We start from the raw sequence: 21,390 nt of genomic DNA on the forward strand, positions 1-21,390 counted from the left end.
ACGCTGATGTCGAATTTAATGGATAAACACACACAGAAAATTGATCCTCAGTCACTGCAGCATATGCTGTCGGTATTGCGGCTGGAGCAACTCGGCGATCTTAAATTAACCAATGTTTCTCTGCTTGATCTTATTAATGGAGAGGTGATCCCAGGACCTATTCTGATTGATAAAGGGCATATCATTGCAGTAGGTCAAGAGGTTGACTTGTTAGCTGCTGTTCGGGTTGTTGACTGTCATGGGCAAATTGCAGTGCCGGGGTTCATTGATGCCCATATGCATGTAGAAAGCTCCACCATGACGCCATTTGAGTTTGAGCGTACGACCTTGCCTCTAGGGACCACAAGTATCGTGTGTGACCCTCATGAATTGGTAAATGTAATGGGTCGTCAGGGAATAGATTGGTTTCTGCGCTGTAGTGAAACCATGCACCAAAATATGTTTGTCCAGATTAGCTCCTGCGTACCCGCAGTTGCCGGATTAGATATCAATGGAAGTGATTTTAGCTTAGATGAGATGGCAGCATACCGAGAGCACAAGCATGTGCTTGGTCTTGCTGAAGTAATGGATTATCCCGCAGTGATCAATGGCGAACAAGCTATGCAGGATAAGCTCACTACCTTTAATAATCTTAATCTTGATGGTCATAGCCCGTTGCTCAGTGGCTTATCTCTGTCTGCATATGTGGCATGCGGCATACAGAACTGCCATGAAACAACCAATGTCGAGGAAGGAAAAGAGAAGCTGGCTAAAGGGATGGCGGTAATTATGCGGGAGGGCTCCGTGGCAAAAAATTTAGATGCCCTAGCGCCTCTAATCACTGACTTTAGTTCACCATATTGTCTGTTATGCACCGATGACCGTAATCCCCATGAAATTGCCAATGAAGGTCATATTAATTTCATGGTGAAACGTTTAATTCAACAGCATGATATACCAGCCTATTTAGCCTATCGAGTCGCATCGTGGTCGGCTGCCAAACATTTTGGCTTGCGTCGCCTCGGGCTTATCGCGCCCGGATATCGAGCCGATATAAACCTAGTATCAACACTAGATGCAGTCGACATTCAACGAGTATTGATCGCTGGTGAGTTTGTTGATGAGTTAACGCTAGAAAGTGAATTAGAAGCAAAGCTCGAGGCATCCTCACCTCCGCTTCATAACACAGTTAAGCATCGTCCTATCACGGAGGCTGAGTTAACGATCCCTTTAAAAGAGGGAGAGTATCGTGTCATCGGTGTAGTGAAAGATGAGTTACTGACTAACCACCTTGTTTGCCATTTTGATGGCCAGCATTTTGCCGAACCGGGTGTGAACAAGCTTGCTGTTATTGAACGATACGGACATCAACTCCCCCCTGCACTGAGTTTAGTTAAAGGGTTTGATATTGAGCAAGGAGCCATCGCCACCAGTGTCGGCCATGATTCCCACAATATTGTGGTGATAGGTGCCGATGAGAAAAGTATGGCTCATGCGGTGAACCACCTGCTGGAGATTGGTGGTGGTTTCTGTGTGGTGCAACAAGGTGAAGTAACAGCCGATCTTATGCTGCCTTTAGGCGGAATAATGAGTTTAGAGCGCTCAGAAAAAATCGCTGAGCAGATCTCAGATCTAAAAACGGCAGTGAAAGCCATTGGCGTTTCTTTAAGTGAGCCCTTTGTTCAGATGAGCTTCCTTAGTCTACCCGTGATCCCATCGCTTAAGATGACGGTCAAAGGCCTATTCGATGTCGATCAGTTTAAGTTTGTCAGTCTACGAGTGGACAGTTGATATAGGAAAAACATATCCCGCCTTCCTAAAGGCGGGATTAGATGAACTATGATGTTTCCTTCGTCATTTTATGGCAGTTAAGGCATGTGAGCTCTCGGTATGTAAAGAACCCACCTACTGAAGTAGGTAGTTTAGGGCTGAAAATAAAACTAAGACTAAATAAAACTAAGATTAAATAAAACTAAGACAGCCATAATTTAATGAATAAAACTAAGACTCTCTTGTTCAAAGTAGAAGTGCACCACTCATTTCAGTATAGGTTTCAAAAGGTGTCTTGGTTATTTGCTTAGATATCAAACCTCAACGGTCTAAATGAAGGCTCAAATTATCAAGTGTAGATACAACTGCAGGCTTAGATGACAAAGCCACTCTATGACGTCTATGTCACCGCGGCATTTGTGAATCTGTTCACATCAGATGTCATGGCCGAGCTTACAGGGCCAATTCAGTTCCATACTGAATTTGGCATTTCCTCCGTCCATGGAGATAGACGGACTTGCAACGATATCCATATCTAAGAGCCAGTTCAGCATCCATGCTTCCGTTCGTAACACAAAGCTTCGCTTTACTCACCGTGCCTCAGCAGTATCTGCACATACCTCGCTACAGGCGATTAGGTACACCTTTACTCAAAGGTAAAAATATTTTGGGAGCATTCCCAAGTTAGCAATCGAAAAAACCATTCCAAAGCGGGTTTAACAATCTGGTAGAATAGTGCAAACACCGATAAAAAATGAAATGTCATGCTTGGAACCTTAAGAAAAATGCGCAGCCACTTGGATGAAAACCATGTGGTGCAATACCAACTGCCCGTTGGCGAAGAACTACTGGATCTGAACCTACTCATTGGCCAGCAGCTTACGCTAACTCATACTGGTAACATCTTCTGCTGTAGCTGCGGCAAGAAAACTAAGAAGAGCTACTCACAAGGCCACTGCTATGTGTGTATGCAGAAACTGGCGAGCTGCGATATGTGTATCATGAAGCCAGAAACTTGCCACTATGCAGCAGGCACCTGTCGTGAGCCATCTTGGGGTGAAGCTAACTGCTTCGTGCCGCACTATGTTTACCTGTCTAATACCTCAGGCGTCAAAGTCGGTATTACCCGCCATACACAGCTGCCGACTCGTTGGATAGATCAAGGCGCGACCCAAGGCCTGCCTATTTTTAAGGTTGAGACCCGTCTGCTTTCGGGCCTAGTTGAAACCGCCTTGGCTAAGATGATTGCCGACAAGACTAACTGGCGCACGATGCTCAAGGGCAACGCCGATGATCTTGACCTTAAACAGCAGGCTGAAACCCTTATCCCGCAGATAGCCGAGCGTCTTAAAGAGATCACCGCTGAACACGGCGAGTTTGCGGTATCACAGCTCGATGAGACGATTCAAACCATCAACTATCCAGTGAGTGAGTTTCCAACTAAGATAAGCTCACATAATTTCGATAAAAACCCTGAGGTCTCGGGTATTTTAAAAGGCATAAAAGGCCAATACCTGATCTTCGATACTGGGGTGATTAATGTGCGCAAATTTGGCTCTTATGAAGTGAGCGTGAATTACTAGCCCTTTTTCTTAAGATAAAGAGCTAACTTAAGGGTAAACAGAGCTTTAGGGAAAGCCAAGCTTTAACTAAAGCTTTGCTGAGTCAATAATTTACCCCATAGCGTTAACTAAAAAGGCCCTGCAATTAGTGATTAATAATTGCAGGGCCTTTTTCTTTCTATATCAAAGGGGGGCGATAAAAACATACTGTTTAACCATCGTTTGTGGTTTGCCCCATTATCTTTAACTTCCCCTTCTTAGTCGCACCGACCACTCCCAGTGTCTGACTGCCGACACTATCGTAGGTCAACTCAATGGATTTTAGATCGCCATCGGGAACGCTAATGCTGCGGCTCGATAAGCCCTTGGTCAATACGCCTAAGTTATCGACCTCTTTCCTATTACCATCAGCCATAATCAATATGATTTTATGCATATTAACTGTGCCTTGAACGCATTTAAGCTTTATATGACTAACCTGCTTTTCAGCCTTCTTGGGGGTTACAGTATCGGTTTCCGTTTTATAGTTAACCGTTTTTTCACTGATCTGAACCCAATCACTTGCCTGTACCGCTGACGAGCCCAACATGATTAATACCAATGCAGCGACGTTAACGAGTCGTAAAATCATTTAATATCCTTATGAACCTAGAATGGTACCAATACGTATCGGTGGCAATATTGAGAAATATTCCCCTATTCCAGTTTACTTTAACACTAAATAGCTGGTACAGGCTTGAGCATAGCGGATAACAAACGTTCAAATCGCTCTTCTCGCTGTAGTGGACTATTATCTAAATCCGTAAACCCTTGAGCAAGAACGCGCCATACCGGCATTGGGCTATGGGGAGAAAATAGCGCAACCAATACTGAGCCCTTTTCATAGTGTTTATCAATGCCTTCGGTCGATAAACCTGCGACTAAGCCCGCTCTTTTCAAGATCTCTTTATCACTCATCTCAGATTCAAGCGCCACGCCAAAACCCACCAATACACTCGGTAACTCATTGGCAGTGGCTAAATGGTATCCCTTGGCCAGCATCGCTTGAGCAATAGCGGCTTGCATATGCTTGATCACAGCTTGGCTATCCACTTCATCACTAGCGTGAACCGCAAACATATTAGGGTGCCAGGCAAAGGCTTTTGTGGAGTGACTGAGTAAGCTCAGGTCGCCAGTCGTTACCATAGTCGTTCGCGTTGCGGACATCTCAGATTCAACGCTATCGGTGGTACTGCAGCCCGCTATTAGCGTTAACCCGGTTAATAGCAGTAAGACATATTTTTTAATCATAGGTTGAAATTCCCTCTTATTATCCAGATCCAGCGTAACACTTGAAACATTAACCTAACCTGACTCATAAGGTGCTGTCGACCGTAAAAGATAATTTAACTAAGGTATTTTTAATGTAAAAAAAGCCGACCCTTTAGGAGTCGGCTTTGGTTACTGATAATCGAACTATTGTTCTTAATATCCTAGCTTACTTAATATCAACCACTAGGCTTGCACCTTCACTCGATGGTGCGCCATCGGCACTGATGTAGTACCAACCTTCCACAGGTGTGGCAATGGTTAGACTCTCTACGTTACCGCTACTCTCAGACTTCACCTCATACGAGTCGACTCCAGCCCATGTTTGGCTGTTGCCATAAAGGTTCACATCGCCGCTGCCATGACCACTGGCTACGCTAATCTCTTCAGTACCCGCCGGAACATAGAAGTAGTAGCTTGAGTGGCCGTCTGCAATACAGACGGCTTCACCGAACTCGACACCACCATAGCTATAAGGAGATTGTGTCGCACACGCATCAGCCACTAACACAGGGGGCGTGCCAGTATCGCCACCATCAGTTAAGCTCACACTTAAGCTAACCCCTTCATACTCAGCAGTTGCCACAAGGCTAATGTATACCCAACCTCGGTTAGCGATAACGTTTAGCTGTTCGTCATTACCCGCTGCTGTCGCTTTAGCGGTATAAGCTGACGGCTTGGCCCAAATTTCTTGGTTGAAGAACAGGTCAACATCACCTTCACCACCCGATGTCGTGATATAAAGCGGTGTGTTATCTTGTTCAACATAGGTGTAGAAGTAGTTGATATCACTACCTGCAACACACTCAGTCTGCTCCTGTGTTAACTTACCGTCGGTAATGGATATCGCGCCGCAATGCTCGACAGGCTCTACCGGATCAACAGGGTCTACAGGCCCATCGGTATCGGCATTATCACCAATTCCGTCGCCATCAGAATCAGCCCACTCAGTTGGATCGGTTGGGAACACATCGCCATTGTCACCGACACCGTCGCCGTCGGTATCGACTGTTTCATTGGCATCGGTTGGGAATGCATCGGCGTTATCGCCCACACCATCACCGTCAGTGTCATGAGTTTCACTCGGATCATGCGGGAAGGCATCTTGACTATCAATAACACCATCTCCATCAGAGTCAACTGGCGGAGTAATGCCTGTGCTGATTGAGTCATCATTACTGCTCACTGACGCCAACCAGGTGTTCCACTCGCTGTTATAGTTCTGGCCAATGGTATTATCGATATAGGCTAACCAGCCATCAGCATCGCCGCCACGAGCTAGCACTAATAGTGCATCGACATCACTTCTGTGATTTTCAAATAGGAAGCGAACCGCTAAGTAGCCCCAGCTATAGACTCGGTCAGAACCACTATCATAAGTATTCGAGAGAATCTCACTTAGGCTATAAGCCTGTGAGCGCCCCAACTCGATAGCACCGTCATTACGGTTTTGCTTCGAGATATATTCAGCCAAGCCTTCTGTCCACCATACCGACTTGCCGGTATCAATATCGAAGTAGTTAAACGCGCCATAAAGGTTAAAACGGCCATCGAGGTAATGTACATACTCATGCTTTAAGTTCCACACCAAGATCTCGTCAGTCCAGGTGGCTTCATGAGCAATAAAGCGTGCATGATTGCCCTCTTGAGAGGGCGTGCCTTCTAAGTACATGCCACCGTTGTTGGTATTGATCCCAAAAATCACACTTGCGTACTGGGCATAATCATCGTAACTGTCGAAGATGTTCACTTCTAGGCTTTCATTCAAGTCATCGGCTACTGGCTGATAACCCGTTGCAAGCACGTCATGGAATAGTGTCTCTTCACCGCCCATAAGATCGCAAGAGCTTTGGAGCTCATCGTTGGTTAACTGCTGGGCGCGAATGTAGATGGTATCGCTACAGCTGTAATTGATTGGTAGAGCCGTTTGTTCAAGCTCCTCTTCCCACCCACAAATACCGAACTGCTCACAGTCACCAGGATTGTAATAATCTAAGTAACCTGCACCGTCAGCCCACTGTGCAGACATGCGCTCAAACTTACTCATATACAGCTCAACACCGTCATTGAGGCGCGTTTTCAAGCTTTGCGGAAGATCCCAGTACTTTTGATACTCATAGAAGCGACCAAACTCATGAAAGGCATCGGTCGACTCATACTGGTAGTCTGAGTTAATAATATAATCAGCAGTGGCAATGTTCAGTAGCGCATCGATTAGCTCGCCATGCTCCATGGCTTTGCTGTTGTAAGCCTCTTCCCAGCTTCCGTAGTAAAGCGTGGTTAATGCGCTCGTCATTGCGGCGCGGTGGCGATTGCTAGCAAGAAAGTCTGCGTTAAACATCTGCAAGTAATCGGTGATCACGGGCACACTCTCTAGGATGTGATCGCTGCTCGCCCACGATGTAAAGAACTCCATCAAAGTATCACCCGCAGAAGGAGTGATCTCAAAAAGCTTTGGATTCTTCGCATATTCAACTAACGCAGCATAAACCGCATCTGCGGCTTGGGTGTCGCTATAAGCTAAATCATCATTGTAAAACTCAATATAAAATGCACCGCGCAAGAAGTAGAACAGGTTACGCATTTCGTAACCTGTGCTGCTGTCATAGGTTGCTGCAATAGCGGCTGCTTGATTGGCAACTGAAACCACATTTTCTGTCTGATAGGCGGCAACCGAGACGGCATCATTTCTAGAGTACAACTCAGAGATACATGAGATCTCCGCTTGTCTAACGGCATCAAACAGCGCTTCACCGCTTAGGTTGGCTAACTCACTGCTACACATATTGTCTTCGGCTTCAGCTGTCGGGCCAGATGCTCCCATCGGCCCTTCAATCTTTTTTTCAGCTTTCCCCTTGATCGGATGCTGACGTTGGTTTTTCTCTGCACTCTTCTGCTGGCCTGGAATATTAGCGCCTTTTTCAAAGCGGCTCTGCAGCTCTTTACCATGAGCGGCCTTTGATGATTCTTTGGCCGTCGGTGCGACCTCAGAAGTCGCGAATGCAGTACCGGGAAAAAGAATAGCTGAGCAGGCAAGCGCTAAAGCGTGAACTTTAAACTTACCAGTGTGTATTTGTGGCTTAGTTGGATCTGTTGACATATTTAACTCCAATTGTTTGCGACTCTCTCCTTAAATCACCTAATACAGGGAAGTGATAAGCGGACTAGTATTGGTTTACTTATTGGTTTAGTTATCGCATTTATTATTGCATCACACCTACATTGTTAATCCTTTGTTAAAAAGATAAGTTGCTTTATAATTTATACAATATCCACAATCAAGCATAAAAAAACCGCAACCATCGGTAACTATGCAACTTAAAGCGTCTGTGGTGAATGAACATTCAAGAGTCAAAAAAATGACTAAGCCGTTAATGACTTTATTAGCTGTAGACAAGTCTAAAAGAAGACTAGAGTTGCGATATAAAGGGGAGCCAATAACGAGTCATTCTTTAGTACTAAAAAGCCAGATAACAGTTAAAGAGCCGATATAAACAGTGCCAAAGTCAGGTTAATGATGGGTTTGCAGTACTTAGGTGGATAAAGAAAAATGGAGTAGCTTGCTATATTTTCGATACACAAGCTGTAAGTATGAGGGAGCTAGAAAGCGATATTGCCCCTCTTGTCTTATTGAGGAGTTATCGATGTCAAAATTTATTATCTACAATTAAACGCGTCGTTTCCAAGCCTAATAAACTGGTTTTATTGACTAAATATTCAACATCAACCTTTAATGACTTTCATATAACAAAAAGGCATGGCTTATAACATAAGCCCATACTGGGTCAATAGACTAAATAATGCTTTTTCTCTTACTCGGCTATCACGATAGAATATCGCCTTTATATTGCTTTTTGCTCATTTTTACAGGGTCCTTTGTAGGTTTAGAGTTATGGAACTTATTTTAACTATTGCACTATTTGCGTTTTCATCGGGGATCACCCCTGGCCCGAATAATATTATGTTGATGTCTTCAGGGGTTAACTTTGGTGTTAAGCGTAGCCTCCCGCATCTCAGTGGTATTTGTATCGGTTTTCCGGCGATGGTGTTAGCCATAGGCTTGGGCTTAAGTGCAATATTTCAAACTTACCCCGTATTACATACTATTATTAAATACGTAGGGATCGGCTACATGCTGTATTTGGCTTGGTTAATTGCCAATAGCAGTGCCAAGATGAAGGGCAAAAACACTGTCGCCCCACTCTCCTTTATGCAAGCCGCTGCCTTTCAATGGGTCAATCCTAAGGCATGGATCATGGGAATAGGCGCTGTTGCCACCTTTACCAGCATGAGCCACGCATTAGCGCCACAAGTACTAACCATCTCTTTAGTCTTCTTTTTCATCGCGGTCCCCAGCGCCTTAGTCTGGTTAGGGTTTGGTGTCGCCTTAAAGCGAATATTAAAGAATCAAAAGCAACAGAAAATCTTCAATGTCACCATGGCGCTCTTGCTTGTGCTATCGATCCTACCTATGATCCGGCCATAACCCTTCAAAGGCGGTACCCGATGACTCAGTTAATGGATCCAGAACTACAAGCCTACGCGACAGAAACCGAAAACTGGGTAAAGCAGGTGATTATGAAATATAACATCTGCCCTTTTGCTAGGCGTGAAGTCGAACAGGCTAGCATTCGCTACGCGGTGATTGATGAAGCTCGTATGCAAGATGTACTTCAAGCGCTGATTGATGAGTGTATTTATTTAGATGAGCACACAGAGATTGAAACGACACTGTTTATCTTGCCCCGTGGCTTTGAAGGCTTTTATCTCTATTTAGACTTGGTTGATATCGCAAATGATTTGTTGATCGAGCAAGGCTATGAAGGTGAGTATCAGCTCGCGAGTTTTCATCCTGACTATTGCTTCGAAGATGAACCGCAAGACTCTGCTGCCAACTATACCAACCGCTCTCCTTACCCGACCTTGCACATTATTCGCGAGGCGAGCATGGAGTTAGCGTTAGCCACTTATGATGAGCCGGAAACGATCCCTGAGCGCAATATTGCTTTTGCCGAACGTAAAGGCAGCGAGTTCTTTGTGAAACTGCTTGCGCACTGTAAGAAAAGCCAATAACACTACCCAATGGCTACGACATGTTTGTTGTAGCCAAGCAACTATTTATCAAGATTTAGGACTAAAAAGCGAATGGCTAAAAAGTATTACGTGGTATGGGCTGGGCGTGAAACCGGCATTTTCACTAGCTGGGATTACACTAAAAAGCTGGTCGATAAATTTCCACAAGCCAAATATAAATCTTTCCCGAGTGAAGCAGAAGCAAAAGCCGCCTTTGCAAAAGCGCCGAGTTATAACAGTGGCACTAAGAAGCCTGCAGCGGGTGCAGCAAAAGCCAAAACCGCAGCTAAAGCCAGTCTCGATATCGATCTAAGCCGCTGCGATCTGTCTATTTTTACCGACGGCGGCTGTGAACCCAACCCAGGTAAAGCAGGCTCAGGCATTGCCGTATACCACAAGGCAGAGTTAACCCAACTATGGTACGGACTCTATAATGCCAACGGCACCAATAACTCTGCCGAGCTAAATGCCCTACATCAGGCGCTGCTAATTGCCGATAAGGCACTCAAACAAGGGCTAACTGTTCAGATCTTAAGTGACTCCCAATACTCGATAAACTGCATCACTAATTGGGCCTACGGCTGGAAAACCAAAGGCTGGAAGCGTAAAACCGCAGGTGACATTAAGAACTTAGATATTATTCAGCAGTCCCATGAACTGTATGATGGGTTAAAAGAAAAGCTCAATATTCAACACGTAGCGGCACACGTCGGTATTGAGGGCAACGAACTGGCCGATCGCATGTCAATTTATGCCATCGACCAAAAAGACAGTGAATTTTGTCGTTACCCAGATCCTATTGTTCTTAATGATATCCTTAGCCTACGTGCCGGTTAATCCCTCAACGACTTTGTTCGAAAACCGCGCAGTTAACACTTTATTACCTATTATTCTCTTTCCGAGTTGGGTTTAACGTGTTTGCTGTGCGACAATCGCCGCCATGAAAATTTATGTCCATATACATAGAGCTCCTATTCGCGTCATCCGTATCGGAAGACGGCGTTTTTGGCTGCGCCTAAAGCGCGATATGTTAGTGTTAAAGGATGCGCTGTCTCAAGAAAAGCAAGAGACTAAAGATATGCTAGTCACCTACAAGCGCTATACCTGTAGACAAGCGTCAAAAGAGGAACTGATTGAAGCGAACAAGCAGTTCGCCGATCTGCTAAAAGGCCTCGGTCTCGGTATGTTTGCCGTTTTACCCTTCGCACCGATCACAATTCCACTGGTAGTAAAGCTTGGCAAGATTGTCGGCGTCGACGTGCTTCCAAGCTCGTTTAATAATATGTCGGAGCGTAGAGCCAATATCAGACGCGTCGCCAGTGAGGCACGATTACAAGCCAGCTCAGAGCAAATAAATTAAATCTCAACGTTTATCTAAAAGCGAGCCTCCGGTAGAGTAAAACTCGAGTCCAGTATTGAATTGCTAAATTTTCGCCGTTGCCTTTCTCCTAAAGGTATAGCCTGATACTCTATCCCCTAAGCTATTCTCCTCATTAATAACAAAAAGAGTCCTTACATGAGCAACCTAATTATCTCTGGTGCTTCTGGCATCCCTTTATCTATTTTCAATAGCCAATCTTTTAACGTTTGGCGTGAGCAGCAAGAGCAACGCATTCAAAACTGGCTCAACACCACTCAATTTAACGGCAAAGGCGCAAGCTTGATTCCTGGCCCAGAAGGCAACCTAGAACAGGTTATTTTTGTCAGCGATAGCGACGACTCCTACTGGCTTTGTGGTGATTTAGTTAATCAACTGCCCAGCGGTCAATATGAACTTAAGGGCTCAGAACAGCTAATCAGAACCGCGGCATTTAGCTGGGGATTAGGGGCTTATCAGTTCGACCGTTATAAAAAGGGCGATAAAGAGTTACCCGTGCTCGTAGTGCCCACTCAGGCTCAGGCGGATGAGGCCAATAAATTCATCCGTTCGGTATCACTGGTGCGCGATCTGGTTAACACTCCTGCTGCCGACATGATGCCACAACACTTAGGTGACATCATGATCGCCATGTCGCAGGAATTTGGTGCGACCGTGACGCAAATTGTTGGCAATGAGCTGCTCGAACATAACTACCCCACCATACATATGGTTGGCCGTGCCAGTGAAAACCTGCCACGCTTGATCGATCTGACTTGGGGGGATGAATCGGCCCCAAAACTCACCTTAGTCGGTAAAGGCGTCTGTTTCGATTCTGGCGGGCTGGATATTAAACCTACCTCTGGCATGCGCCTGATGAAAAAAGATATGGGCGGCGCAGCTCATGTCATCGGTCTTGCTCAGTTGATCATGGCCCATAACTTACCTGTTAGATTGCGAGTCTTAGTGCCTGCGGTTGAAAACGCGGTATCAGCTAATGCCTTTAGACCTGGGGACGTGATCACGACACGTAAAGGCATTACCGTTGAAATTGATAATACCGATGCTGAGGGCCGTTTAGTCTTGTGTGATGCCCTAACAGAGGCCAACAGTGACAAACCTGAGCTGGTAATCGACTTTGCCACACTCACGGGCGCAATGCGCATCGCACTAGGCACAGAGCTTCCAGGTTTTTTCAGTAACGACGAAGAGGTTGCCGCAGGATTTACCGCATCGGGACTAAAAGTTGATGACCCTGTATGGCGTATGCCGCTGCACAGACCTTACCTCGATTTAACGGGTAGCGATATTGCCGATCTCGCCAACTGCGCTAAAACGCCATTTGGCGGCGCAATAACAGCAGCACTTTACTTAGAAGAGTTTGTAGATAAAGGTATTAGTTGGAGCCATTTTGACGTAATGGCCTACAATGTGCGCAAATTACCCGGGCGCCCGGTAGGCGGTGAAGCCTTTGGCATTCGCGCGGTATTTGATTATTTGCAAAATCGCTTTAAATAGCGATATTGATATTGCGGATTAGCAATCAAAGAAGGCTCATAAATGGGCCTTCTTTAATTTAATTACTCATACTCTAAAATTGTGATTAATGATGATAACCGGACGTAATTAACAAGCCTAACGTTAAACCACAAAAAACCAGAACAAGGGCGCTGAAGCCAGCGACTTTACGCAATACCTGATCAAAATCCATCATGTATCAAGGCTCCTTATTGGGTAAGTATCGGAAAATGCCTCTGCTAAAATGAGTCACAGATCCCTTATCAGTTTGCTCAATTAACATCACTGCAAGTCCTAAACTATCGGCAATTTGCAACGAACGTTCCACATCTAACACCATTAGAGCGGTAGCAAAAGCATCGGCAACAGCGCATTGCTTATGCAGTACTGTGGCAGAAACGACACTATTATTAACGGGCATACCGGTATTGGGATTAATGATATGGCTCAGCTGGCTTTCACCGCTTTCGAGGTAATTAACGTAGCTTCCAGATGTGGCTATAGCCATATTATTAAGGCTAACAACCTCTTGGATCTGCATACTAAACTTTTCAGGACGCAATATGGCGATATTCCAAAAATGACCGTCTGCAGCAACGCCTTTGGCGCGCAGCTCACCACCAATCTCTACTAAATAGTTGGCAATTCCTAAGTCATCCAATACGTTGGCGACTCTATCGACTCCGTAACCTTTTGCTACAGCAGAGGGGTTAATCGCTAGATCTGGAATAACTTTAACAATCATCCCATTATCTAAAACATATCCATCCATGCCTGTTTTTGAACGTGCATATTCTAATTGACCACGGTTTTTCCCTTTGAGATCTCTCGCCTTAACACCAAAGCCCCAAAACTCGATGACTGGCTCCAAGGTGATATCTAACGCACCCTCAGTTTGCTGCGACACTTGTTTTGAAATAGCGAGAACGTCCCATAGCTGTTGAGATATCTCGATAGCTTGCCGCCCATGGTTAAGATTAAGTTTAGAGATCTCTGACTCTGCTCTAAAAATAGACAAGCCGTTATTGACCTTATTGAGCTCTTGTTCCACTGCAATCTGTAACTCTAATTCAGATAACGATATATCAGCCGTATCAAGCGTTAGACTATATGTCGTCCCCATCGTATTTCCATGTATCTGGATATGGCTCGATTCAGCTGAGACTTTGTGAGCGAGTAACAATAACATTAAACAAACTATCTTTAGTTTTCTCATACAGCACCTAGAGGAAAATCCAACAGCTATCATCTATTTAATAAGCAAAAAAATGCCGCTCACTGTCGTGAGCGGCATTTACGTTAAGCGCTATCACAAATTAGTGCGCTGCAGCTTCTTTACCTGCAATACGGCCGAAAACGGTAATATCGGTAATCGCGTTACCACCTAGACGATTAGATCCATGCGTCATACCAGTGACCTCACCTGCCGCATATAAACCATCGATAACTTTACCTTTGCTATCAAGTACACGAGTTTTAGTATCTGTCATCAATCCCCCCATAGTGTGGTGAACAGATGGCTTAGCAACTAGCATATAGAAAGGTGCTTTCATTATTGGCTTCAAACCACCACGATGATTGAATTCGCTATCCTTACCATTTTTAGCAAATTGATTAACGCGCTCAACTTGCTTCATCAGTGCTTTTTTATCAACGCCAAACTTGCTGGCCAACTCTTCAATTGAGTCCGCTTTGTACATCATGCCTTTACGGTTTAGTTCATTGAATTCATCTTTATGAACTTTAGCTGTTTCAGCAATCTGCTCGATTTCACTTCCCCATAACACGTAAGCTTGTTGATTAGTTTGAGCCAAAATTGCACGACTAATTACATCGCGTCGCTCTAGCTCTTCAACGAAACGGTGACCTTCTTTATTAACAACGATAGCGCCAAAGAAGCGAGAGTCAGCGATTAAAGAGATCACCCCCGTGTCGGTATGACAAATAGGATAAGTTTGGATTGATTCCATATTGTGAGTCTTGGCATTCAGTTTTTGAGCCATCACAATACCGTCACCCATAATTCCTCGAGCGTTAGTTGTGCCGTAACGATTATCTAGCTCTGGTACATACTTAGTACGCATTGCCACGTTAGCACCGAAACCACCGGTTGCCATAATCACGCCACGATCTGCCATATAAGTAATTTTCTGACCATTTTTCTCGGCTTCAACACCAATCACACGACCGTTCTGATCCTGAATCAAAGCAGTAGCAGTTGTACGAGTATGAATTGGGATCTCAAGCTCATCAGTTTTTGCCATAAACTTACTGATCCACTCTGCTCCCGTGTGATTTCTTGGGATCAAAGCACGCTTCACACTATGCCCACCAAATTGGAATAATTGGTCCGGATAAAAATCAACTTTAATATAATCGCGTAACCACTCAGCAGCAGGTAGCGCTTCTTCGGCCATTAGTCGAACCATTTCTGGGTCGCCAAGATAATCACCGCCCTTTAGGGTATCTTGAACAAAAACATCAATGCTATCTTCAATACCCATAGACTTTTGAACCCAGTTACCAGGAACGTTCATTTGCCCACCAGTAATTAAACTGTTACCGCCCACAGTTGGCATTTTCTCAATAATAACAACATCCGCACCTGCATTTTTTGCAGTAATCGCTGCACTGAGTCCTGCGCCGCCTGAACCAATAACCACAACATCAAAATTCTGCTCAGTCTCTATAATCGCTTTGCTAGTGTCATTTGCCTTAGCTAAGCCCGCGACCAAACTCACCCCAGCTGCTGCAAGTGAGCTTTCAACCGCTTCTTTAAATGCATTACTTGTGACTGTAGCACCACTAATACCGTCAACTTCGGTGGTATTTTGATTGATCATAGCATCTTTCATTTCAGTATAAACTGACGCTGCTAATACCTTATTTTCTTTTTGTTCAAGCACATTAATACTAACCAACTGCCCACCTTTAGTGGCAGTTTGAACCTTAATTTCGCCATGTTTTCCAAAAGCCGTACCTTCACTGGTTACAACTTTGCCTGAGTCTTGTACAGAACATCCCACGGTTAGTGCCAAGATAGCACTTGCAATTATTGTTTTCTTAATCACGATTTATTCCTATTATATCAATCAAATACTAAAAGCTAAAACCAACAGCAACGCCATATTCAATGCCGTCATTCGGGGCTGCGCCCCAGCTATCGAAATGAGTTAAATGCAATTTGGTATAGAACGAGTTTGTAATACTTGTTTTAAGGGTTGTGATGATTTGATGGCCGTAGCTGTCATAACCTAATGTGCTCATATGCTCCTCATCTCGATCAAACTGTCCTTCATAGTTAACTGACAGTGAGTTTTTAAGTCCGAGTACTGAGAATGGGTAGCTGGCATTAATTACCGCAGCATATCCACTGATACCATCAAAGTGAGCCCCTGTTGGAGAGAAGCTTGCTGCAGAATAGTTCAGGCCTATACCAGTATTAATAAACAAATCACCGTATTTACGGTTAGTCGTTACACCTAGGTATAAATTGTCTTCCATTACAGTGCGATTAGATGAAAGGAAATTCTGGGCCCAATAGTTATAGTTTGAGTCACCTATTTTCTTATCAACAATAACTAGCGATTTGACAGTCAACTTACCATCGGTATCATTCTGCGCGTCTTTCACTTCCCCAGGGTTTTCCAGCTTAATATAAGTCAACAAAGTGCCCCAATCAGCCTTATTAAAATGGGTTAATCTTACGAACGGTTGATCATAGGCTCCGCCATTGTCATCCTTCGTTTCTGAGGTATAGGCTTTATAGCCAATATCAACTGAAGTTGCAGACATCGCTGGGGCTACGAAAAAGATTGAGAGTGCTGTAATAAGTTGCTTTTTCATACTACTGTTCCTTAAAATAGATTAAGCAACAGATTAAACAATCAATAAATATACTTTGTGAGCTTAATCCCCATCTATGTTTTTTTTGATATTTACTGTGGTTTTAGGAAGTAAAAACAAAATAAACGGTAATAAGTGATAAAAACAACTAATGTTCAACGTGAAAGTTGCGTCAAACAAAAATATATAAACACGGCACTACGTCAAAATTATGTCAAATTAATAACAACAGATTACGTACACGCTCACTTAGTTCAAACTCCAAGGTAAACAATAGAAAGAGAAAATCATAAAAAAAAGAGGCAATGCATAAGAAAACATCGTAAACAATGAACGTAACAATAAATGGTGGCACATATTTTAAAGTTCACCACAATAAAAAAGGCTAAGTAACAAAGTATTACTTAGCCTTTTTAAGAGTTAACACCATCTTAATTTAGAATATTAATTCTTGCACAGAACTGATTATTATCTCTAGTCGAATAGTAATTCCAGTTTAATTGCTTAGCTAAACGTTCTACCAACATTAAACCTAGGCCAAATCCACTGCTATTATGTGGAGACATAGAGTTAATGATCTCTATTTTGCTATTTGACTGTCTAATTATCACCCCCTCTGTCCCGTGCTCTAAGCTATTACGAACAAGGTTATTCAATATAATAGTCAATGGATCTCTTTGAACGCTGATTACAGTTTCATCACATAGCAATTCTATCGGTAAATAGTCACCTTTAGCAGCTTGTTGATCACTTATAACCTGCTGTAATAAATCGGCTAATTTTATTTCACTGTATTGCATAGATGTGCATTCAGAGCTCATTAACCATAGCAGAGTCTCGGTGATCGATTTCATCTGCCTAGTGGCCTGACTAGCATGTAATATTGGTCCTTCGAGTTGTCCATGTTGAAGAGTCAAAATATCGAAAGAAGATTGGCATATTGCGATAGGGGTACGTAGCTCATGACTAGCAAAACGTAAAAAAGATAACTCTCTTTGCTGTGCATCTTTCAATTGTTTGATTGAAATATCCAATGCATCAACAATCGACTGTAATTCAGCATAGCATTGCTGAGGAAAGTGAAGGCGTTGCATTTTTTGCCAGTCATGCTGCTTTATCGCCCGACTAATTTGGTGTACAGGGGAGATAACTCTTCTTTGTAAATGCAAAGCTAAACTGGCTACAACACCAAAAGTCATGGTGATCAACAAAACTATTGCCGCCATATTCTTTGGAGCAAACTCTAAGTCATGGGTCGCATTATAGTTAAGCCATACATACAAATTCTCCCCTGACTTCTGTTGGTATACCATCAGTGCATCAATAAACTCACCATGACAATGCTGATACTGAACTTCATTTATCTCGGTAGGAATAATCCCATCAGTGATTGATTTAACTTGTTCAGGTGCGCTATGCCAGTCAGTATAGATTTTAATATTATCAGTTTGATATATATTCCCCGTTTCTGCGATATATTGCTCTGCTGCTTGGGCAGCACTCTTCATCGTGATACCATGCATACTAAACATTCCAGTACACATCAAACAAAGTGGGATAAAGATATTAATAAGCAAAGTTACAGCTAAGAATATGACACCATAACACTGGTATACACGCTTTAAGCTCATATTATTGTTTATTGACATGCTTCAACCTTTAAGCACAACCCTACGCCGCGTACAGTATGCAGGTATTGATGTTCAAAAGGCTTATCAACTATTTTTCTGAGTAAATGTACATGACTTCTTAGGCTGTCACTATCGGGTAAGCTATCAGGCCATAGCGTGCGCTCTATCTCTTCTCGCTCTACCGTTTCAGGGCTACGACGAGCCAATAAAGCCAAAATTTGCCACCCCGTACGTGATAAAGGCAACTCTTTACCTAATCTGTGTACTGTATGTCCCGCGAAATCAAACTCAAGTTCTCCCAACCTTAATACTTTAGGCGCGGGTCTTCTCTCTGCGACGACCCTTAATCTTGCCACCAACTCAGGCATGGCAAATGGTTTTATAAGATAGTCGTCTGCACCGACTTCAAAACCTGACAGTTTATCTTGTAATCCACTTCGTGCAGTTAACATAATCACAGGTGAGACGACACGCTGTTCTTTCCACTTTTTACACGCTTCTAAACCATCACCATCAGGTAAGTTTAAATCCAATATAATTGCGTCAAAAGAACGACTATACACTTGAACTTCTGCTTGTGCTAACGACCCTGCATAGTCACACTCAATGTCTATTAATTCTAGATATTGAATTATATTCTTTGCCAATAACAAGTTATCTTCAACTAGTAATACCAACATGCTTTATATAATCTCCAACTGATGTGCAATATGAACTAAATTTGCCCGATTAGTTGCCGATAATTTACTTCTCATCGACTCAAAGTGATACTCCACTCCACGAATAGTAATGTCTAGTTCATGAGCAATCTCATCATTCTGCAAGCCTAACGCAGCCATTTCTAATATTCTCATCGCTGTTTTGTTAAATAACTTATGTTGCCGAAAAGGCGTTATTTCACTATAAAAATGTTCTAGCAAAATCATTTGGGCTTGTTTTAGTGATATCTCTAAACCTGTTAAATCTATCGCTTCATTTGATTGCTTAGAAAGTAAGGTAAACCTTCCACTCCACACATTGGAGGCAAAGTGTTTTAACGGCCAGCTAATAACAGTATTAACTCCATGCCTACTGAACAATTTTTTTACTTTACAGGGCTCATTCAATATATAGCAGTAAGGAGAATCAAGCTTTAGGGCTTCAGCAAAATTGAGATCCGTTGGCGCGATCCGAGTCACATATTGTTCATGAAGCTTTTTCACCGTTAAAGATGAAGCTATAACACCATCGCAACTTAATAGCATTCTTCGTGTAAGTAAGCTATTTGGGCTGCCGTTCTGGTAATCAAGGTAAGCGTTATTTGCAATGCCTTGGAACCAGAACCCTGAAAAACCGTAGTTCACAAAAGTTTGCCTCATATCATCAAGAGGATTATCTGGACAATTTAGCACCGATTCATAGCTTGATAAGTTCTTCATTTCAGCACAATCTCATACTCAATTAAGGTCACATTAGAACACTTATCATTAAGACCTCTACAGTCACAGACGATAACAACTTAAATGATATAGAAAACCAAGTGAGTTGAACTTGTAACAGAAACTCTAATCAAATCAAACTAACATATATATAGACTTAATAAGGAGTTTCTAACCGTGCAACAAAAATATAAATTTTAGATTTTAAATTACGATTTTTGACGAAAATTTGACGAGGACTGTTTTATACTGAGTAAGAGTTACCAAGAAAATATGAAGCAACAGATGAAAAACTATGCTTTAAAAGTAATGATGCACATAAATGCATCAGCTTAAGGACGTTAAGGCTTACACTGATATTATTCTTACGGCTGTTTCACAGCTCGTTCTTTAACCAGAAGGCAAAGCTAAAAATTAACACTTAACTTTGTGCTATCCCCTTATACCTAGCCAAAGTGAATCAAGGTGCCACCAACAAAGCTAAAAAGTTCCCCTCAAAAATCTTATCTAGTTCACATTATTACTCAATTAAACTCTATAGGTGCTGTGATTGCGTATTCCGTCACAATCTAATATTCAATTGTAGATATTATCCATCTCCGTAATCCAATGTCGGATTAGAATATGAGAATAATAAAGTGAAAAAGCTAAAGTTATCTATTTTAATTGGTGCGTTACTAGGCGCTCCTACAGTTGTCATGGCTGATGAATTCAAACCTTCTGTTGATTTAGGTGGCGCGGTTAAGGTTAAGTACTTCATTGATGATGCTAACGAAGCCTCTAAATCAAATGGCGGTACATTCGCATTTGACGCATTAGAACTTGATATCGATAGTCAGATTAGCGAAAACTGGACAGCAAGTGCGAAATACGTTTTCAAGAACTCTTCAAGCAACCATTTCATTAAGTACGCTTATGCTGCGTACAATGGTGTTGAAGATTGGCAGTTCCAGGGTGGTGTTATCAGCAAGCCATTCGGTAACAAGAGCTTCATCTCTCACAACTGGTGGGAAAGTATCAACTACTACATGGGCTTTGAAGATGACTATGATCTAGGTGCTAAGGCTATCTATAGCTCTGGTAACTGGACCTCTGAAGTTGCTTTCTTTAAGAACAGCGAATACTCGTCATCTGATACCCGTGGTTACGGCGCCGATGGTTTCACAGGTTCTGTAGGCGACAATACTTACAATAACGAAGAAACCAACACATTCAACATTCGTCAATCTTACGTTTTAGATTTTGACAAGTTAACTGTGCAACTGGGTGCGTCACTAGAATACGGTCAGCTATACGACACAGTTCACGACGATAACGGTACATCTACTGCTTATGCTGTGCACTTAGATGCTCAGTACAGCGGTTACCAGCTACAGCTACAGATGGTTGATTATGACTACGACCAGTACCAGGCAAATAAAGATGGCCTATACGCAATGAAGATGGGCGGTGGCGCTTATGAAGTTGCTGCTAAAGGCCAAATCTTTGCTGCGAACATCGCAAAATCTATCGGTTATGACTGGGGTACCGTTACTCTGTATAACGACTACAGCCACTTGACACCAAACACCGATGTTAATGCTAACTTGAATGACTCTGTTATCAACACAACAGGTATGAGCATTGCGGTATCTGATTTCTTTATCTTCGTAGACCACATCTACGGTAAGAATGCAGTATGGATTGGCGGTCAGCAAGGTGTTGGTATCGAAAACCAAGATGATGATTTCCACTCTCTATTCAACATCAGTCTTAACTACTACTTCTAGTACAGACTGCTAGGCTACTTACTTTGTGAGTAACCATCACGCAAGGCGAGCATGAGTTTTATACCCACCTCAGCCTTGCGTGAGCTTCCTGCTATCTATATAGCAACCCTCCTATTCAAATAGACTTACCACAAACTTAAAGCGCCGCTTTGGCTCTGT

General features: G+C 43.1%; 18 protein-coding genes. 9 read left to right on the forward strand and 9 right to left on the reverse strand.

Going from position 1 to position 21,390, the window contains the following annotated elements; genetic code table 11:
* Positions 1-6 precede the first annotated feature (6 nt).
* From adeD to SHAL_RS14690, 3 genes are all read left to right on the forward strand, one after another.
* Positions 7-1,770 (forward strand): adenine deaminase, encoded by a 1,764-nt coding sequence (adeD, locus tag SHAL_RS14685; protein ID WP_012277914.1) that lies wholly within the window; start codon positions 7-9, stop codon positions 1,768-1,770.
* 356 nt (positions 1,771-2,126) lie between these two features.
* The gene (locus SHAL_RS23295) at positions 2,127-2,288 is read left to right on the forward strand and encodes a hypothetical protein (protein WP_190273605.1); all 162 of its coding nucleotides are present in this window, start codon (positions 2,127-2,129) and stop codon (positions 2,286-2,288) included.
* A 225-nt stretch (positions 2,289-2,513) separates the two neighbouring features.
* Positions 2,514-3,332: a DUF2797 domain-containing protein gene (locus tag SHAL_RS14690; RefSeq protein WP_012277915.1), complete on the forward strand. Its 819-nt coding sequence runs from the start codon at positions 2,514-2,516 to the stop codon at positions 3,330-3,332.
* Positions 3,333-3,522: 190 nt separating this feature from the next.
* Here SHAL_RS14690 and SHAL_RS14695 read toward each other — a convergent pair whose 3' ends face one another.
* From SHAL_RS14695 to SHAL_RS14705, 3 genes are all read right to left on the reverse strand, one after another.
* A complete protein-coding gene (locus tag SHAL_RS14695) occupies positions 3,523-3,942 on the reverse strand; it encodes a DUF2541 family protein (protein WP_012277916.1) in 420 nt (139 codons plus the stop codon).
* A gap of 86 nt (positions 3,943-4,028) precedes the next feature.
* Positions 4,029-4,601: a DUF4136 domain-containing protein gene (locus tag SHAL_RS14700; protein WP_012277917.1), complete on the reverse strand. Its 573-nt coding sequence runs from the start codon at positions 4,599-4,601 to the stop codon at positions 4,029-4,031.
* Positions 4,602-4,788: 187 nt separating this feature from the next.
* A complete protein-coding gene (locus SHAL_RS14705; RefSeq protein ID WP_012277918.1) occupies positions 4,789-7,719 on the reverse strand; it encodes a M9 family metallopeptidase in 2,931 nt (976 codons plus the stop codon).
* A 792-nt stretch (positions 7,720-8,511) separates the two neighbouring features.
* Here SHAL_RS14705 and SHAL_RS14710 point away from each other — a divergent pair.
* The 5 genes from SHAL_RS14710 to SHAL_RS14730 all read left to right on the forward strand — a co-directional run bounded on the left by SHAL_RS14710 (position 8,512) and on the right by SHAL_RS14730 (position 12,567).
* Entirely contained in the window at positions 8,512-9,105 is a 594-nt protein-coding gene (locus SHAL_RS14710; protein WP_012277919.1) for a LysE family translocator, read from the forward strand.
* A 20-nt stretch (positions 9,106-9,125) separates the two neighbouring features.
* A complete protein-coding gene (locus SHAL_RS14715; protein WP_012277920.1) occupies positions 9,126-9,692 on the forward strand; it encodes a DUF1415 domain-containing protein in 567 nt (188 codons plus the stop codon).
* Positions 9,693-9,764: 72 nt separating this feature from the next.
* A complete protein-coding gene (locus SHAL_RS14720; protein ID WP_012277921.1) occupies positions 9,765-10,529 on the forward strand; it encodes a ribonuclease H family protein in 765 nt (254 codons plus the stop codon).
* A 103-nt stretch (positions 10,530-10,632) separates the two neighbouring features.
* Positions 10,633-11,052: a hypothetical protein gene (locus SHAL_RS14725; protein WP_012277922.1), complete on the forward strand. Its 420-nt coding sequence runs from the start codon at positions 10,633-10,635 to the stop codon at positions 11,050-11,052.
* Positions 11,053-11,208: 156 nt separating this feature from the next.
* Positions 11,209-12,567, forward strand: a complete 1,359-nt coding sequence (locus tag SHAL_RS14730; RefSeq protein ID WP_012277923.1) for a leucyl aminopeptidase family protein — start codon at positions 11,209-11,211, stop codon at positions 12,565-12,567.
* Between the two features lie 199 nt (positions 12,568-12,766).
* Here the strand turns inward: SHAL_RS14730 and SHAL_RS14735 are convergent, their stop codons facing one another.
* The 6 genes from SHAL_RS14735 to SHAL_RS14760 all read right to left on the reverse strand — a co-directional run bounded on the left by SHAL_RS14735 (position 12,767) and on the right by SHAL_RS14760 (position 19,462).
* On the reverse strand, positions 12,767-13,690 hold the full coding sequence (locus SHAL_RS14735) for an FAD:protein FMN transferase (protein WP_223296197.1): 924 nt from the start codon (positions 13,688-13,690) through the stop codon (positions 12,767-12,769).
* A 193-nt stretch (positions 13,691-13,883) separates the two neighbouring features.
* Positions 13,884-15,641 carry a flavocytochrome c gene (locus SHAL_RS14740; protein ID WP_190273643.1) on the reverse strand — a complete coding sequence of 586 codons (1,758 nt, stop codon included), beginning with the start codon at positions 15,639-15,641 and terminating at the stop codon, positions 13,884-13,886.
* Between the two features lie 25 nt (positions 15,642-15,666).
* Positions 15,667-16,413 (reverse strand): outer membrane protein OmpK, encoded by a 747-nt coding sequence (locus tag SHAL_RS14745; protein ID WP_012277926.1) that lies wholly within the window; start codon positions 16,411-16,413, stop codon positions 15,667-15,669.
* Between the two features lie 431 nt (positions 16,414-16,844).
* Positions 16,845-18,062: a sensor histidine kinase gene (locus tag SHAL_RS14750; protein ID WP_012277927.1), complete on the reverse strand. Its 1,218-nt coding sequence runs from the start codon at positions 18,060-18,062 to the stop codon at positions 16,845-16,847.
* Positions 18,053-18,724: a response regulator transcription factor gene (locus SHAL_RS14755; protein ID WP_012277928.1), complete on the reverse strand. Its 672-nt coding sequence runs from the start codon at positions 18,722-18,724 to the stop codon at positions 18,053-18,055. The genes SHAL_RS14750 and SHAL_RS14755 overlap by 10 nt, the downstream gene beginning before the upstream one ends.
* Positions 18,725-18,727: 3 nt before the next feature.
* Positions 18,728-19,462, reverse strand: a complete 735-nt coding sequence (locus SHAL_RS14760; protein WP_012277929.1) for a helix-turn-helix transcriptional regulator — start codon at positions 19,460-19,462, stop codon at positions 18,728-18,730.
* A 638-nt stretch (positions 19,463-20,100) separates the two neighbouring features.
* Here SHAL_RS14760 and SHAL_RS14765 point away from each other — a divergent pair.
* Positions 20,101-21,231 (forward strand): hypothetical protein, encoded by a 1,131-nt coding sequence (locus SHAL_RS14765; RefSeq protein WP_223296198.1) that lies wholly within the window; start codon positions 20,101-20,103, stop codon positions 21,229-21,231.
* Positions 21,232-21,390 lie beyond the last annotated feature (159 nt).

Source organism: Shewanella halifaxensis HAW-EB4 (assembly GCF_000019185.1).
Taxonomy (GTDB): Bacteria; Pseudomonadota; Gammaproteobacteria; order Enterobacterales; family Shewanellaceae; genus Shewanella; species Shewanella halifaxensis.